Genomic DNA, 14,871 nt, shown 5'->3' with positions numbered 1-14,871 from the left:
TTAGACCGATCAAGACAGGGTCCCCTCCCCGATGCCCAAGCGTACAGACATCAAGTCCATCCTGATCATCGGGGCCGGCCCCATCGTCATCGGTCAGGCCTGCGAGTTCGACTATTCCGGCGCGCAGGCCTGCAAGGCGCTGCGGGCGGAGGGCTACCGGGTGATCCTGGTGAACTCCAACCCCGCCACCATCATGACCGACCCCGGCCTGGCGGATGCGACCTATATCGAGCCGATCACGGTGGAGATGGTCGAGAAGATCATCGCCAAGGAGCGGCCGGACGCGCTGCTGCCCACCATGGGCGGCCAGACCGCGCTGAACACTGCCCTGAAGCTGGCCGAGGCCGGCGTGCTGGCGAAGTACGGCTGCGAGCTGATCGGCGCCAAGGCCGAGGTGATCGACAAGGCCGAGGACCGGCTGAAGTTCCGCGATGCCATGACCAAGATCGGCATCGAGAGCCCGCGCTCCCACATCGCGCATACGATGGAGGAAGCGCGCGCCGGCCTGGAGCTGGTGAAGCTGCCCTGCGTCATCCGCCCCTCCTTCACGCTGGGCGGCACGGGCGGCGGCATCGCCTACAACAAGCAGGAATTCGAGGAGATCGTGGCCGCCGGCCTCAGCGCCTCCATGACCAGCGAAGTGCTGATCGAGGAGAGCGTGCTGGGCTGGAAGGAATTCGAGATGGAAGTGGTCCGCGACAGCGCGGACAACTGCATCATCGTCTGCTCCATCGAGAACCTGGACCCGATGGGTGTGCACACGGGTGACTCCGTGACGGTGGCCCCGGCGCTGACGCTGACCGACAAGGAATACCAGCGCATGCGCGATGCGAGCATCGCCTGCCTGCGCGAGATCGGCGTCGATACCGGCGGCTCCAACGTCCAGTTCGGCATCAACCCCGCCGATGGCCGCATGGTGGTCATCGAGATGAACCCGCGCGTGTCGCGTTCCTCCGCGCTGGCGTCGAAGGCCACGGGCTTCCCGATCGCCAAGATCGCCGCGAAGCTGGCCGTGGGCTACACGCTGGACGAGCTGAAGAACGACATCACCATGGTGACGCCGGCCGCCTTCGAGCCGACGATCGACTACGTGGTCGTGAAGATCCCGCGCTTCACCTTCGAGAAGTTCCCGGGCACACCTGCGACCCTGACGACTTCGATGAAGTCGGTGGGCGAGGCGATGGCCATCGGCCGTTCCTTCAACGAGGCGCTGCAGAAGGGCCTGCGCTCGCTGGAGACCGGCCTTTCCGGCCTGGATGATATCGAGCAGCCGGGCGACGGGTCGAAGGAAGCGCATATCGCCTCCCTCGCCACGCCGAAGCCGGACCGCGTGCTGAACGTGGCCCAGGCCTTCCGCGCCGGGCTGACGGTCGATGAGATCCACGCCGCCTGCAAGTTCGAGCCCTGGTTCCTGCGCGAGATCGAGAAGATCGTCCGTGCCGAGGAAGGCGTGCGCGCCGGCGGCCTGCCGGCCGATGCCAATGGCCTGCGCCGCCTGAAGGCCATGGGCTTCTCGGACAAGCGCCTCGGCGCCCTTTCCGGCAAGTCCGAGGCCGAGGTGGCGGCGCTGCGCCACAGCCTGTCCGTGCTGCCGGTCTTCAAGCGCATCGACACCTGCGCGGGCGAGTTCGCCTCCGACACGCCCTATATGTACTCGACCTACGAGGGCGGCTTCGGCGCGCCGCAGTGCGAGAGCCGGCCGACGGACAAGAAGAAGGTCATCATCCTCGGCGGTGGCCCGAACCGCATCGGCCAGGGCATCGAGTTCGACTATTGCTGCGTCCATGCCTGCTACGCGCTGCGCGACGCGGGCTTCGAGACCATCATGGTCAACTGCAACCCCGAGACGGTCTCCACCGACTACGACACCTCCGACCGCCTGTATTTCGAGCCGCTGACGGCTGAGGACGTGATCTCCCTGATCCGCAAGGAACAGGAGAAGGGCGAGGTGCTGGGCTGCATCGTGCAGTATGGCGGCCAGACGCCGCTGAAGCTCTCCCAGGCGCTGCACAAGGCGGGCATCCCCATCCTCGGCACCTCCGCCGAGGCCATCGACATCGCCGAGGACCGCGAGCGCTTCCAGCAGTTGCTGAAGGGCCTCGGCCTGAAGCAGCCGCAGAACGGCACGGTGCGCACGCTGGAGGAAGCCGCCGTGGAGGCCGAGCGCATCGGCTACCCCGTGGTGGTGCGCCCCTCCTACGTGCTGGGCGGCCGGGCGATGGAAATCGCCTACAACAAGGAACAGCTCCTGCGCTTCGGCCAGGAAGCCGTGAAGGTCTCGGGCGAGAACCCGATCCTGATCGACCAGTACCTGCAGGACGCCATCGAGGTGGATGTGGACTGCATCGCCGACGAGGCGGGCGAGGTCTATGTCGCCGGCGTCATGGAGCATATCGAGGAAGCCGGCATCCATTCCGGCGACTCTGCCTGCTCCCTGCCGCCCTACTCCCTGCCGCCCTCCATCATCACGGAGCTGCGGGCGGAGACCGAGGCCATGGCCAGGGCCCTGAAGGTCAAGGGCCTGATGAACGTGCAGTACGCGGTCAAGGACGGCGAGATCTTCGTGCTGGAGGTCAACCCGCGCGCCTCCCGCACCGTGCCCTTCGTCGCCAAGGCCACGGGCATCCCGGTCGCCAAGATCGGCGCCCGCGTGATGGCTGGCGCCAAGCTCTCCGAGTTCAAGCTGGATGACGAGGCCATCAGCCGCCACGTCGCTGTCAAGGAAGCGGTCTTCCCCTTCAACCGCTTCCCGAACGTGGACGTGATCCTGGGCCCGGAAATGAAGTCCACGGGCGAGGTGATGGGCCTCGACACCTCCTTCGAGCGCGCCTTCGCCAAGTCCCAGCTCGGCGCCGGCGTGAAGCTGCCGGAAGTGGGTGGCGCCTTCATCTCGGTGAAGGACAGCGACAAGAACACGGTCGTGCAGCTCGGCCGCCGGCTGGCCGATATGGGCTTCAACCTGCTGGCCACCCGGGGCACCGCGGCCAAGCTGCGGGAAGCCGGCCTGGATGTCTCCGTGGTCAACAAGGTGATGGAAGGCCGGCCGCATTGCGTGGACGCCATCCGCAACGGCGAGGTGCAGTTGGTGATCAACACCACCGGCTCCGGCGCCGCCGTGACGGACAGCTTCGACATCCGCCGCGGGGCGCTCACCACGGGGGTGCCGCACTACACCACCATGGCCGGCGCCCGGGCCGCCGTGCATGCCATCGCGGCCCTGAAGGCCGGAACACTTGATGTGGCGCCGGTCCAGGCTTACTTTCCCCCTTCGTTCTGAACGGGTGGGGCCGCTTTCCTACAAGGGAAAGCGGCCCTAACCTCCTTAATGATCCCCTACCCCACCGAGGGCCCGGCTTGGCGAGACGCGCCATGGCCGGAGCAAACGGTGGGGCATCGCGTATGTGCAGGAAGGGCTAGCCGTGCAGAAGTTCCCGATGACCGCCGAAGGTCACGCCCGTCTCGAGGAAGAGCTGCGCCAGTTGAAGGCCGAGGAGCGTCCCGCGGTGATCCGCGCGATCGCCGAGGCGCGCGCCCATGGCGACCTGTCCGAGAACGCCGAGTATCACGCGGCGCGCGAACGCCAGTCCTTCATCGAGGGCCGCATCGCCGAGCTGGAAACCATTGTCCCGGCCAGCGAGATCATCGATGTCTCCAAGTTCTCCGGAGACCTGGTGAAGTTCGGCGCCTATGTCACCATCGTCGACGAGGAGACGGAGGAGGAGAAGTCCTACCGCATCGTCGGCGCCTATGAGGCCGACATGAAGAACGGCTCGGTCTCCATGTCCTCCCCGCTGGCCAAGGCGCTGCTGGGCAAGTCGGTGGGCGACACGGTGGAGGTGCCCGCCCCCGGCGGCGCCCGCGCCTACGAGATCACCAAGGTCCGGTACAACTGATGAGCACGCCTGTGGTGGAACAGTTCAACCTGCCCACCATCGGGCTGGCTGAGATCCGGGCCGCTTCCGCCCGCATCCAGGGCGCGGTGATCCGCACGCCCACCCTGCCCTCCCATGCCGTGGGGCGGGCGGTGGGCGCCCAGGTCTGGCTGAAGCTGGACAATCTGCAGGCCACCGGCGCCTTCAAGGAACGTGGCGCCGCCAACCGGCTGGCGCTGCTGACGGCGCGGGAGCGCGCGGCGGGCGTCATCGCCATGTCGGCCGGCAACCATGCCCAGGCGGTGGCGCGCCATGCCTCGCTTCTGGGCATCGCCGCCACCATCGTGATGCCGAAATTCACCCCCTCCACCAAGGTGGTGCGCACCGAGAGCTGGGGCGCGCGCGTGGTGCTGCACGGGGAGACGCTGGCCGAGGCCGCGGCCCATGCGCATGACCTGGCGCTGCGGGACGGCCTGACCTTTATCCACCCCTATGACGACCCCGGCGTCATCGCCGGCCAGGGCACCATGGCCCTGGAGATGGTCGAGGACGCGCCGGAACTCGACACCCTGGTCTTCCCCGTGGGCGGCGGCGGGCTGCTGGCCGGCTGCGCCGCCGCCATGGCGGAGCTGAACCCGCGCCTGAAGGTCTATGGCGTCGAGGTCGAGGGCTATCCCGCCATGGCCCAGCGCCTGGCTGGGCAGCCGGTGGCCGTGGGCGGCCCCACCATCGCCGAGGGCATCGCCGTGCGGGACGTGGGCGAGGCGCCCTATGCCCTGCTGAAGCGCCTGGGCATCGAGGTTCTGGTGGTGCCGGAGCGCGCGGTGGAACAGGCCGTGGCCCTGCTGGCCGAGGGCGCCAAGGTGATCGCGGAAGGCGCCGGCGCCGCCGGTGTCGCGGCACTGCTGACGCATCCGGGCCGCTTCGCCGGCCGCCGCGTCGGCACCACGGTCTGCGGCGGCAACATCGATGCCCGCGCGCTGTCCAATGTGCTGCTGCGGCAATTGCTGCGGGACGGCCGCATCCTGCGGCTGCATTTCGATATCCCGGACCGGCCGGGCATGCTCTCCGACATCTCGAAGCGCATCGCCGAGGCCGGCGGCAATGTCATCGAGGTCAAGCACCAGCAGCTCTTCGGCGCGCCCACCGTGCAGTCCACGGAGCTGGAGCTGATGATCGAGGTGCGCGACTCGGCCCAGGGCAATGCCATCATCGCGGCGCTGGAAGCCGGCCAGTATGTGGTGCGGCGGGGCTGAGGCCCCGCCAGCCGGGCTGCCTTAGAGCGGCACCCCCGGCATCTGCTTGGCGGTATGAATGGTCTGCAGCGTCTGCACGCGGTTGACGGTGCTGTGCCCGGTCAGCCGCTGCGTCAGCGCATTCTCATGCGCCGTGTCACGCGCCACGAGGCGCAGCAGGAAATCGCCGCCACCGCGGATCATGTGGCACTCCCGCACCTCCGGCCAGGTCTTCACCTCGTCCTGAAAGGCATCCAGCAGCGCCTGCTTCTGGCTCTCCAGCCCCACCAGCGCGAAGAAGGTGATCTGCCAGCCCAGTGCAACCGGATCGACCTCGGCATGGTAGCCGCGGATGATGCCCGCCTCCTCCAGCCGGCGGACCCGCCGCAGGCAGGGGGGTGCCGATAATTCCACCCGCCGCGCCAGCTCCACATTGGTCATGCGGCCGTCCGATTGCAGCTCAGCCAGAATCTGGCGGTCGACCGCGTCAAGGTTATCTATGGATTCGGGCATCAATTATACCGTTGGTTGCTCGCGCGGCTCATGGAGCGCAATATCCTTGCATAGCTCCCCGTATTCAAGGCATCCGGGTTGCGGTGGGAGCCGATCTTGCCGATATCTTCCGTCTCGCGTGAGTTATCAGGACCAAGACCTTGCCCGAACTGCATCGTACCCGCCTTCTGATCATGGGCGCCGGCCCGGCCGGGTATACGGCGGCCATCTATGCCGCGCGTGCCGGGTTGCAACCCATGATTGTGGCTGGCATGCAGCCGGGCGGACAGTTGACCATCACCACGGAGGTCGAGAACTTCCCCGGCTTCGCCGCGCCCGTCCAGGGCCCCTGGCTGATGGAGCAGATGCGCGAGCAGGCCGAGCATGTCGGCGCCCGCATCCAGTACGACCTCATCACCTCGGTCGATCTCTCCCGCCGCCCCTTCCGCGCGGTGGGCGACTCGGGCGACATCTATGAGGCCGAGGCGCTGGTGATCGCCACCGGTGCCCAGGCGCGCTGGCTGGGCATTCCGGGCGAGAAGGAACTTTCGGGCTTCGGTGTCTCCGCCTGCGCCACCTGCGACGGCTTCTTCTACCGCGGCAAGGATGTGGCGGTGATCGGCGGCGGCAATTCGGCGGTGGAGGAAGCGCTCTACCTCGCCAACCTGGCGAAGAGCGTGACGTTGATCCACCGGCGGGACTCCCTGCGCGCCGAGCGCATCCTGCAGAAGCGCCTGCTGGCCAAGGAGAACGTGACCGTGCGCTGGAACACCGTGACCGAGGAGGTGCTGGCGGAGACCACCGGCCGCGCCCCGGTGGCACGCGGGCTGGCGCTGCGGGACCTGAACACCGGCGAGCGGTCGGAGCTGGCGGTGGAAGGCGTCTTCGTCGCCATCGGCCATTCCCCGGCCACCAGCCTGTTCAAGGGGCAGTTGGATATGGATGCGGAGGGCTATCTGGTGACCGAGCCTGATTCGACGCGCACGAGCATGGAAGGCGTCTTCGCCGCGGGCGATGTGCAGGACCGGGTGTTCCGGCAGGCCGTGACGGCCGCCGGCACCGGCTGCATGGCCGCGCTGGAAGCCGAGAAGTTCCTCGCGCTCAGCGAGGACCAATCGCAAGCCGAAGCCGCCTGAGCCGCCATGCCGCTGGATTGGGACAAGCTCCGCGTCTTCCACGCCGTCGCCGAGGCCGGCTCCTTCACCCATGCGGGTGAATCGCTGAACCTCAGCCAGTCCGCCGTCTCGCGCCAGATCCAGGCGCTGGAGGAGGCGCTGCAGGTACCCCTCTTCCACCGCCATGCGCGCGGCCTCATCCTGACCGAGCAGGGCGAGAGCCTGAACCGCACGGTGCGGGAAGTCTTCGCCAAGCTGGCGATGACCGAGGCGCTACTGACCGAGAGCCGCGAGCGCGCGGCCGGCCGGCTGAAGGTGACCACCACCACCGGCTTCGGCGCCACCTGGCTGGCGCCGCGGCTGCGCAAGTTCATGACGCAGCACCCGGATGTGACGGTGACGCTGCTACTGGATGATTCCGACCTCGATCTCGCGATGCGCGAGGCCGATGTGGCCATCCGCATGCATCCGCCGAAGCAGCCGGACCTGATCCAGCGGCATATCGCCACCTTCGGCTACAAGATCGTGGGCTCCGCCGATTACCTGAAGGGCGCGGGCATGCCGCAGCGGCCGGAGGACCTCGATAACCACCGCCTGATCGTCTACGGCGACTATCGCCCGCCGGTGGAGAGCATCAACTGGCTGATCGAGGCTGGGCGCCGAGCCGGCAGCCCCCGCCGCGCGGCGGTGGAGGTGAACAGCCTGCCCGCCATCCTTTACGCAGTGCGGGCCGGGCTCGGGCTGGCGGCGATGCCGGACTACATGAACGAGGACCTCGCCGAGCTGACGGCGGTGCTGCCGGAACTGAAGTCACCACGCATCGATGCCTATTTCGTTTACCCCGAGGAGATGCGCCATTCGAAGCGCGTGGGCGTCTTCCGCGACTTCCTGGTCTCGGAACTGGCGGCTTTGAACGCTTCCTGAAGCTTAAGCATGCGGCGGATGCATGGCCGGTAGAGCCAAACGCTATGAGAGCATAGCCGCGTTCTGGCTTACCTTGGGCACATCTGGCCGATATGGCTGGAAAGGGTTGTGAGACCCTTCGTCTCCCAGACGTGAAGCCTCCCTGTTTGACTGGCCTGGAAAACATTGTTTTCCAGGCCTTCTTTTTTGCCCCGCCCCATTCTGTTGCACTGCGGACACAGCGTGAGGGAAGACACGCCATAACGGAACTCTCACGACCCTTCCGTGTTGAGTGGGAGGCAACCATGAAGGAGCGCCACGGCGCGGTGGCGGCATGCAGGCTCAGGGCAGGAAAGATTCTAAGGGCATGAAGCGGTACGGTCAGATGGTCTCAGTGGAAGAGCGGGCCTTGGAACAGTGGACCCAGCGTGCGCTGAAGAGCCAATACGACCAGACCCTGGAAGAGCCCCTTCCAGAGGATCTGTTGGCCTTGGTGCGGCAGTTTCCCGAACAGCACTGATCTTCCGGGGCACGGCCTGTTCCGGCCGTGCCCCGAAGCCGCTCATTCAATGACGGAGGTTTCCGGGCGGTCATCGCCCCGCGCCGTCTCGGTATGCCACCTGCCCTTGCGGTCCTGGTACTCGATCACCTCGGTCTCGTCCGCCTGCTGCTGCTTCGCGGCGGCGGCGTGGGCGGCGGCGGCGGCGGCGTCATGGCTTGGGTAGGATTCCGAGAAGACGTCTCCCACCTTGTAGGCCCAGCCACCATCATGCTGCACGACGCGGTAAACCACTTTGGCCATGGCCTTCTCCTTCAGTTTGCATGGGGGTGAACGAGCCGCGGCCATCGGCGGTTGCCCGCCACGCCAGCGCCCGGGCTTGGCAAGGAGCGGAGCGCGAGGTACCGCGGATGGCATGGATACCTATGTCCCCGCGCTGATGCTGCTCTCCGGCGCATCCTTCCTCCATTCCCGCTCCAATGTGCCGGAACTGCGCCCGGCTTCGGAAGCGGCCGACACCGCCTGGAAGCTGCTGGCGCAGTTCAGCTTCCTGTTCTGGCTGGGCTTGCTGGTCTGGGGCGTGGTCATGCGCCCCTGGTTGGAACCGGCGCTGGGCTTCGCAACTTCGCTCTTCTTCAACTTCGTCCTGGCCATCCGTGGGCCGCGCCCCGCTTGGCCGGGCCTTTCGATGGTTATGGCCGTGGCCGGCATCGCGCTGGGGGCTTATCGTCTCCTCGGCTAAGGGGGAGACGCCACCATGCTATTCGCGGATTTCGTGCTGGAGGAGCGGGTTGTCGAAGGCCAGTCGCTGCGCCTGCGCCGAGGCGGCGAAGGCCCGCCACTGCTGCTGCTGCACGGCAACCCGCAGACGCATATGATGTGGCACCGCCTGGCCCCGGTGCTGGCGCGGCGCTTCACCGTGATCTGCCCGGACCTGCGCGGCTATGGCTTTTCCGGCAAGCCAGGGGTGACGCCGGACCACGCGCCTTATGCCAAGCGCGCCATGGCGGCGGATATGCTGGGGCTGATGCGGCAGTTGGGCTTCCCACGCTTCGGCGTGGTCAGCCACGACCGTGGCGCGCGCGTGGCGCACCGGCTGGCGCTGGATGCGCCGGAAGCGGTGGAGCGGCTGGCGGTGATGGACATCGTGCCCACGCTGGAACATTTCGAGCGCACCGACATGGCTTTCGCCATGGGCTACTACCACTGGTTCTTCCTGGCCCAGAAGCATGACCTGCCGGAGCGCATGATCCTGCGCGACGTGGAGGACTGGTTCGACCTGCAGACCAGCCGGGAACCGAAGGACCGCGGCTTCTTCCACCCGGATGCGCGGGCGGATTACCTGGCCGCGCTGCGGCAGCCCGGCACCGTCCAGGCCATCTGCGAGGACTACCGCGCCGCCGCCACCATCGACCTGGAGCATGACCGCGCCAGCCGCGCGGCGGGCGAAAAGATCCGCTGCCCGCTGCTGGCGCTCTGGGGCGCCAAGGGCAAGATCGGCACCTGGTACGAGCCGCTGGAGATCTGGCGGAACTACGCCGCCGGCCCGGTCGGTGGGCAGGCGGTCCCCAGCGGGCATTATCTGGCGGAAGAGGCACCGGAGGAGGTGCTGGCCTTGCTGGAGCCTTTCCTAGACTCGCCGGCGGGGGGCTGAAAACCCCCCGCCTTCGCCATCAGGCGGCGCGGCGGTCGCCGTGGTTGCCCTCGCCCACTTCCTCGACGATCTTCGCCACGAAGGCGTCGAGGTCCTTGGGCGAGCGGCTGGTGACGATACCCTTGTCGGTCACCACTTCCTTGTCCACCCAGGTCGCGCCGGCATTCTTCATGTCGGTCTTGATGGAGGCGAAGGAGGTCAGCGTCCGCCCCTTGGCGAGGCCGGATTCGGCCAGCAGCCAGGGACCATGGCAGATGGCGGCCACCACCTTGCCCTTGGCGGCGAAGTCCTGCACCAGCTGCACGGCCTGCGGCTCGGTGCGCAGCTTGTCCGGGTTGATCTGGCCGCCGGGCAGCACGATGGCGTCGTAATTCTCTGCGCTCACCTCAGCCAGCTTGCGGTCCACCTTGACCTTCTGGCCCCAGCCGGGCTTGGCGGCCTCACCATCCCAGGCCGTGATCTGGCCGGGCTCCATGGTCTTCTCAGGCGCCGCGACCTCGACGGTCGCGCCCTTGGCGCGGAGCTGTTCCACCGGCACCAGCAGTTCGGATTGCTCGAAGCCGTCGGTGGCGAGCACCAGGATACGGGCCTGTCGGATATCCGTCATGTTGCTCTCCTCTGTTGTGGGAACAGGGAGAGAAACAGCCGGGCCGCGACAAGGTTTTGCAGGTCAGGGCAGCACGAAAGGCAGGTCTGTGACGCCAGGGTCCTCGCCGGCCCGGGTCAGCAGCGCATGGGCCTGGCCGCGATGGTGGTTCTGGTGCAGGAAGAGATGCGTCACCGCCACCGCCATGGGCCGCTCCATCTCCCGCCCGGCCGATTGGCTGTACCAGCGCAGGTCGCCCGCCAGGGTGGACTCCTCCACCGTTTCGACCCAGGCGACGATGCGCGCATCGGTGGCGGCGCGGGCCTCCCGCAGCGCCTCGAATTCCGCGATCATCTCCGGGCTTTCGGCCAGCCCCACCGGGGGCGGCGGGCCGCCGTCGAAGCGCGCCATCCAGGCCATGTCGGCCCAGAGCAAATGGCAGAGCGTGCGGTGCAGGGAGCCGAAGAAAGCCCCCTCCTCCCGCCGCCGCGCCGCATCCGGCAGCCGGGCGGCGGCGGCATAGAAGCGGCGGTTCATCTCGGCGTTATAGGCCGCCATCATCCGGCACCAGGCGGGGGTGATCATGACTGCAGCGCCCGGTAGAAGAAGACCGTGTCGTGCAGCTTTCCGGTCGCGTCGGAGGCGAAATTCGGGACGCGCCCGGCTTCCTGCCAGCCGAGGCTGCGGTAAAGCGCCTCCCCGTCATCTCCGGCGCGGGTATCCAGCGTCAGCAGGGTGCGGCCGATGCCCCGCGCCGCCTGCTCCGCCCGCTGCATCAGCGCCCGGCCAAGGCCACGGCGGCGGAATTCAGGATGCACCAGCAGCTTGGTCAGTTCCGCCCTGTGGCGCTGGTTGGGCGGCGTGGCGAGGTCGAGCTGCACCGTGCCCGCCAGCCGGCCATCGACCCAGGCCACCAGCAGCAGCCGGTTGCCCATGGCCACATCGCCCGAGACCTTGCGCCAGAAGCCGCGCGCCGTCTCCAACGAGAGCGGCGGCAGGTAGGAGACGCTGGCGCCGGCATCGACGCAGGCCACCAGGATATCCGCCAGCCGCCGCTCGGCGCTGGCGGCGGCGGCGGCGTCCAGCGCCTCCACCACCACGCCGCGTACCGGCTTGGCGTAGCGAAATTCCAGCGACTTCGAGATGTCGTCGAGGATGCGGATGGAGCCGGAACGCACGAAGCTGCGCTTCTCGTAGAAGCGATGCGCGGCATCGAAGCGCGTATCGGTCCAGAGCACGATACGCTCGGCGCCCTGCTGGATCGCGTGGTTCTCGGCACCGCCGAGCAGGCGATGCGCGAGGCCGGTGCCGCGCTGCCCCTTCTCCACATACATCTTGCAGATTTCCCAGGCGCGGTCGGAACCCAGCGGCCGCGTGGCCACCATGCCGACCACTTGGCCCTCCTGCTCCGCCACCCAGAGCGCGCCGCCGGCCTTGGTGAAATAGGTGGACAAGGCGCGCAGTTCCGGCACCTCGCCATCCACGTCGAGGATGCAGTTGGGATATTCGGCCCAGGCATCGCCGATCAGGCGGATGAAGCCGGCCTCGTCGCTGTCGAGGCCGGGGCGGATCACCGTGCTCACGCGAGGCCCTTGCAGAAGTCCTGGATGCGGGTGCAGGCCTCGCGCAGGCTCTCGGTATCCGTGGCGTAGGAGATGCGCAGGTAAGGGCTCATGCCATAGGCGCCGCCATGCACGGCGGCCACCAGCTTTTCTTCCAGCAGGGCCATGGCGAAATCGGCATCCGTCTCGATCTTCCGCCCGCCGGGCGTGGTCTTGCCCAGGCAGCCGGCGATGTCGGGATAGACGTAGAAGGCGCCTTCCGGCTTGTGGCAGACGATGCCGGGGGCCTGGTTCAGCATCTCCACCACCAGGTCGCGGCGGGTGCGGTAGACCTCGGCGCGGCCGCGCACCAGGTCCTGCGGGCCTTCCAGCGCCGCCACGGCGGCCGCCTGGGTGATGCCGCTGACGCCGCTGGTCACCTGCCCCTGCATGTTCACCATGGCCTTGATGACCTGCTTCGGCCCGCCGGCATAGCCGACGCGCCAGCCCGTCATCGCATAGGTCTTGGAGACGCCGTTGCAGGTGATGGTGCGGTCCTTCAGGCGCGGCTCCACCTGCGCGACCGTGCAGAACTCGAAGCCGTCGAAAACCAGGTGCTCGTACATGTCGTCGGTCAACACCCAGACATGCTCGTGCTTCACCAGCACCTCGCCCAGCGCCTTCATCTCCTCGCGCGAGCAGGCGGCGCCGGTCGGGTTATTGGGGAAGTTCAGCATGACCATCTTGGTCTTCGGCGTGATGGCGGCGTCGAGATCCTCGGGCCGCAGCTTGAAGCCGTTGTTCTGCGGGCAATGCACGAAGACCGGCACGCCGCCGGCCAACTTCACCATCTCGGCGTAGCTGGCCCAGAAGGGCACGGGGATCACCACCTCGTCGCCCGGCGTCAGCGTCGCGAAGAAGGCGTTCATCAACACCTGCTTGCCGCCGTTGCAGACGCAGATCTCGTCCAGCGCGTAGTCGAGGTCGTTCTCGCGCTTGAACTTCGCCTGGATGGCCTTTTTCAGCGCCGGGCTGCCGTCCTGGGCCGGGTACTTGGTCTCGCCGCGCAGCGCCGCCTGGTGCGCCGCCTCGATGGCATGCGGGGGCGTGGGGAAGTCGGGCTCGCCCACCGCCAGGCTGATCACCTGATGGCCCTCGGCCTTCAGGACGCGGGCGCGGGTGCTCATCGCCACGATCGGGGAGACGGTGACGTCCTTCAGGCGTTCGGCAAGGGCGGGCATGGGGGTCTTGGACTCCGGTCGGGCGGGCAGGATGTAGAGCCAGTCATAAGGCTGCTCGGCAGTGCGCACAAAGCCCGCGCGTTCGTAGAAACGCATGGCAGGGCTTTGCTTCAGCACTTCCAGATGCACCGGCAGGCCGCCGGCTTCCGCCACCAGCGCGCGCAGGATGGCGCCGCCGAGGCCCTGGCCCTGGCAATGCGGCTCCAGAAAGAAGCCGGTGATCTCGGCATGGTCGGGGTGGCGCAGGAAACCGACGCAGCCCAGCATGGCGCCGTCGCGCTCGATGACGCGGATGCCGCCGGCATCGAAGGCCTTGCGGGCATTGCGCCGCCGCCGCTCCGGGTCCCAGCGCCCGATGCGCTCCAGATGCGGACGCATGGTGCGGACGGAAAGGTCGTGCAGCGCCTCGAAATCCGCTTCCGCCGCGGGGCGGAAGCGAACTCCGTTCAGCATGTTACTTCAGGCCGGCGCAGAAGCGCTGGATGCGCGTGCAGGCCTCGATCAGCGAAGCGTCGTCGGTGGCGTAGCTGATGCGGAAGTGGCCGGGGAACATGAAGGCCGAGCCATGCACGGCGGCCACGCCCTCGTCCTCCAGCAGCGCGGTGACGAAATCCTCGTCCGTCTCGATCTTCTTGCCGGAGGCCGCAGTCTTGCCCAGGCAGCCGTGGACGGAGGGGAAGACGTAGAAGGCGCCCTCGGGCGTGATGCAGTGGATGCCCGTGGCCTTGTTGAGCAGGCCGACGACGAGGTCGCGGCGCTTCTCGTAGACCTTGCGCATCTCCTCCACCGAATCCTGCGGGCCGTTCAGGGCCTCAACGGCGGCGGCCTGGGAGACGGAGGAGGTGTTGGAGGTGGACTGGCTCTGCAGCTTGTCCATGGCCTTGGCCAACGCCAGCGGAGCGCCGGCGAAGCCGATGCGCCAGCCAGTCATGGCCCAGGCCTTGGAGCAGCCGTTCATGGTGATGGTGCGGTCCTTCAGGCGCGGCTCCACCTCCACCATCGTCTTGGACTTGAAATCGCCGTAGACGAGCTTCTCGTAGATGTCGTCGGTGAAGACCCAGACCTGCGGGTGGCGCAGCAGCACCTCGGCCAGTCCCTTCAGCTCCGCCTCGGAATAGGCGGCGCCGGTCGGGTTGGACGGGTTGTTCAGAATGATCCACTTGGTCTTGGGCGTGATCGCCGCCTCAAGCTGCTCGGGCGTGATCTTGAAGCCCTGGTTCTGCCCGGCGGGCACGATGACCGGCTTGCCCTCGGCCAGGGAGACGATGTCGGGGTAGGAGACCCAGCAGGGGGCGGGGATCACCACCTCGTCGCCCGCGTCGATGGTGGCCAGCATGGCGTTGAAGATCACCTGCTTGCCGCCGGTGGAGACCACGATCTCCTCCGGCTTGTACTCGACCCCGTGCTCACGCCTGAAATAGGCGGCAGCCGCCTCCCGCAGCACCTTGGTGCCGGAGACATCGGTATAGCGGGTCTCGCCGGCCTGAATGGCGCGGATGGCCGCGTCCTTGATGTTCTGCGGTGTGTCAAAATCCGGCTCGCCGGCCGAGAGGCTGATGATGTTCTTTCCCGCCGCCTTCAGGGCGCGCGCCTTCGCCGTGATGGCGATGGTCTGGGAGGGGGCGATGCGGTCAAGCCGCTCGGCGGTCAGGTTCATGGCGGGGACGATCCGGAACGAAAGAACGGCGCGGACCCTACCCCTCTGCTTGGCGCGGGACAACCCGCCGTGCGAT

General features: G+C 67.6%; 15 protein-coding genes and 1 pseudogene. 8 read left to right on the top strand and 8 right to left on the bottom strand.

Annotated features, from left to right (window positions below; all coding sequences use genetic code 11):
- Positions 1 to 31 precede the first annotated feature (31 nt).
- The 3 genes from carB to IBL25_RS04885 all read left to right on the top strand — a co-directional run bounded on the left by carB (position 32) and on the right by IBL25_RS04885 (position 5,128).
- The gene (gene carB, locus IBL25_RS04895) at positions 32 to 3,277 is read left to right on the top strand and encodes a carbamoyl-phosphate synthase large subunit (protein WP_187777438.1); all 3,246 of its coding nucleotides are present in this window, start codon (positions 32 to 34) and stop codon (positions 3,275 to 3,277) included.
- Positions 3,278 to 3,419: 142 nt separating this feature from the next.
- Positions 3,420 to 3,893 (top strand): transcription elongation factor GreA, encoded by a 474-nt coding sequence (gene greA, locus IBL25_RS04890; RefSeq protein ID WP_187777437.1) that lies wholly within the window; start codon positions 3,420 to 3,422, stop codon positions 3,891 to 3,893.
- A complete protein-coding gene (locus IBL25_RS04885; protein ID WP_187777436.1) occupies positions 3,893 to 5,128 on the top strand; it encodes a threonine ammonia-lyase in 1,236 nt (411 codons plus the stop codon). Before greA ends, IBL25_RS04885 begins: the two co-directional genes overlap by 1 nt.
- 21 nt (positions 5,129 to 5,149) lie before the next feature.
- Here IBL25_RS04885 and IBL25_RS04880 read toward each other — a convergent pair whose 3' ends face one another.
- The gene (locus tag IBL25_RS04880) at positions 5,150 to 5,620 is read right to left on the bottom strand and encodes an Lrp/AsnC family transcriptional regulator (protein WP_120638255.1); all 471 of its coding nucleotides are present in this window, start codon (positions 5,618 to 5,620) and stop codon (positions 5,150 to 5,152) included.
- Between the two features lie 140 nt (positions 5,621 to 5,760).
- Between IBL25_RS04880 and trxB the strand changes: the two genes are divergently transcribed.
- The 3 genes from trxB (at position 5,761) to IBL25_RS04865 (ending at position 8,137) form a co-directional block, all read left to right on the top strand.
- Positions 5,761 to 6,735 carry a thioredoxin-disulfide reductase gene (gene trxB / locus IBL25_RS04875; protein ID WP_456315853.1) on the top strand — a complete coding sequence of 325 codons (975 nt, stop codon included), beginning with the start codon at positions 5,761 to 5,763 and terminating at the stop codon, positions 6,733 to 6,735.
- A 6-nt stretch (positions 6,736 to 6,741) separates the two neighbouring features.
- Positions 6,742 to 7,638, top strand: a complete 897-nt coding sequence (locus IBL25_RS04870; protein WP_187777435.1) for a LysR family transcriptional regulator — start codon at positions 6,742 to 6,744, stop codon at positions 7,636 to 7,638.
- Between the two features lie 346 nt (positions 7,639 to 7,984).
- Positions 7,985 to 8,137 (top strand): NepR family anti-sigma factor, encoded by a 153-nt coding sequence (locus tag IBL25_RS04865; protein ID WP_187777434.1) that lies wholly within the window; start codon positions 7,985 to 7,987, stop codon positions 8,135 to 8,137.
- Between the two features lie 42 nt (positions 8,138 to 8,179).
- Here IBL25_RS04865 and IBL25_RS04860 read toward each other — a convergent pair whose 3' ends face one another.
- Complete coding sequence (locus IBL25_RS04860; protein ID WP_187777433.1) at positions 8,180 to 8,419, bottom strand: hypothetical protein; 240 nt, start codon at positions 8,417 to 8,419, stop codon at positions 8,180 to 8,182.
- Positions 8,420 to 8,531: 112 nt separating this feature from the next.
- On the opposite strand from IBL25_RS04860, the gene IBL25_RS04855 reads away from it, so the two are divergent.
- Together IBL25_RS04855 and IBL25_RS04850 are read left to right on the top strand one after the other, a co-directional pair.
- Positions 8,532 to 8,858 carry a multidrug DMT transporter permease gene (locus tag IBL25_RS04855; RefSeq protein WP_187777432.1) on the top strand — a complete coding sequence of 109 codons (327 nt, stop codon included), beginning with the start codon at positions 8,532 to 8,534 and terminating at the stop codon, positions 8,856 to 8,858.
- 15 nt (positions 8,859 to 8,873) lie between these two features.
- Positions 8,874 to 9,770: an alpha/beta fold hydrolase gene (locus tag IBL25_RS04850; RefSeq protein WP_187777431.1), complete on the top strand. Its 897-nt coding sequence runs from the start codon at positions 8,874 to 8,876 to the stop codon at positions 9,768 to 9,770.
- Between the two features lie 19 nt (positions 9,771 to 9,789).
- Here IBL25_RS04850 and IBL25_RS04845 read toward each other — a convergent pair whose 3' ends face one another.
- From IBL25_RS04845 to IBL25_RS04825, 6 genes and pseudogenes are all read right to left on the bottom strand, one after another.
- Positions 9,790 to 10,377: a type 1 glutamine amidotransferase domain-containing protein gene (locus IBL25_RS04845; RefSeq protein WP_187777430.1), complete on the bottom strand. Its 588-nt coding sequence runs from the start codon at positions 10,375 to 10,377 to the stop codon at positions 9,790 to 9,792.
- 63 nt (positions 10,378 to 10,440) lie between these two features.
- Positions 10,441 to 10,941, bottom strand: a complete 501-nt coding sequence (locus tag IBL25_RS04840) for a DinB family protein (RefSeq protein ID WP_187777429.1) — start codon at positions 10,939 to 10,941, stop codon at positions 10,441 to 10,443.
- Positions 10,938 to 11,939, bottom strand: a complete 1,002-nt coding sequence (locus IBL25_RS04835) for a GNAT family N-acetyltransferase (protein WP_187777428.1) — start codon at positions 11,937 to 11,939, stop codon at positions 10,938 to 10,940. The genes IBL25_RS04840 and IBL25_RS04835 overlap by 4 nt, the downstream gene beginning before the upstream one ends.
- Entirely contained in the window at positions 11,936 to 13,138 is a 1,203-nt protein-coding gene (locus IBL25_RS04830; RefSeq protein WP_238940225.1) for a pyridoxal phosphate-dependent aminotransferase, read from the bottom strand. Before IBL25_RS04830 ends, IBL25_RS04835 begins: the two co-directional genes overlap by 4 nt.
- Before the next feature lie 63 nt (positions 13,139 to 13,201).
- Positions 13,202 to 13,516 (bottom strand): annotated as a pseudogene (locus IBL25_RS26830) (GNAT family N-acetyltransferase); the annotation flags it as partial.
- 76 nt (positions 13,517 to 13,592) lie between these two features.
- Complete coding sequence (locus tag IBL25_RS04825; RefSeq protein WP_187777426.1) at positions 13,593 to 14,795, bottom strand: pyridoxal phosphate-dependent aminotransferase; 1,203 nt, start codon at positions 14,793 to 14,795, stop codon at positions 13,593 to 13,595.
- Positions 14,796 to 14,871 lie beyond the last annotated feature (76 nt).

The sequence above is a fragment of the Pseudoroseomonas ludipueritiae genome, from assembly GCF_014490445.1.
Lineage (GTDB): Bacteria > Pseudomonadota > Alphaproteobacteria > Acetobacterales > Acetobacteraceae > Pseudoroseomonas > Pseudoroseomonas ludipueritiae.
The sequence above is the reverse complement of the archived record's forward strand: the minus strand, read 5'-3'. Positions and strand labels throughout refer to the sequence as shown.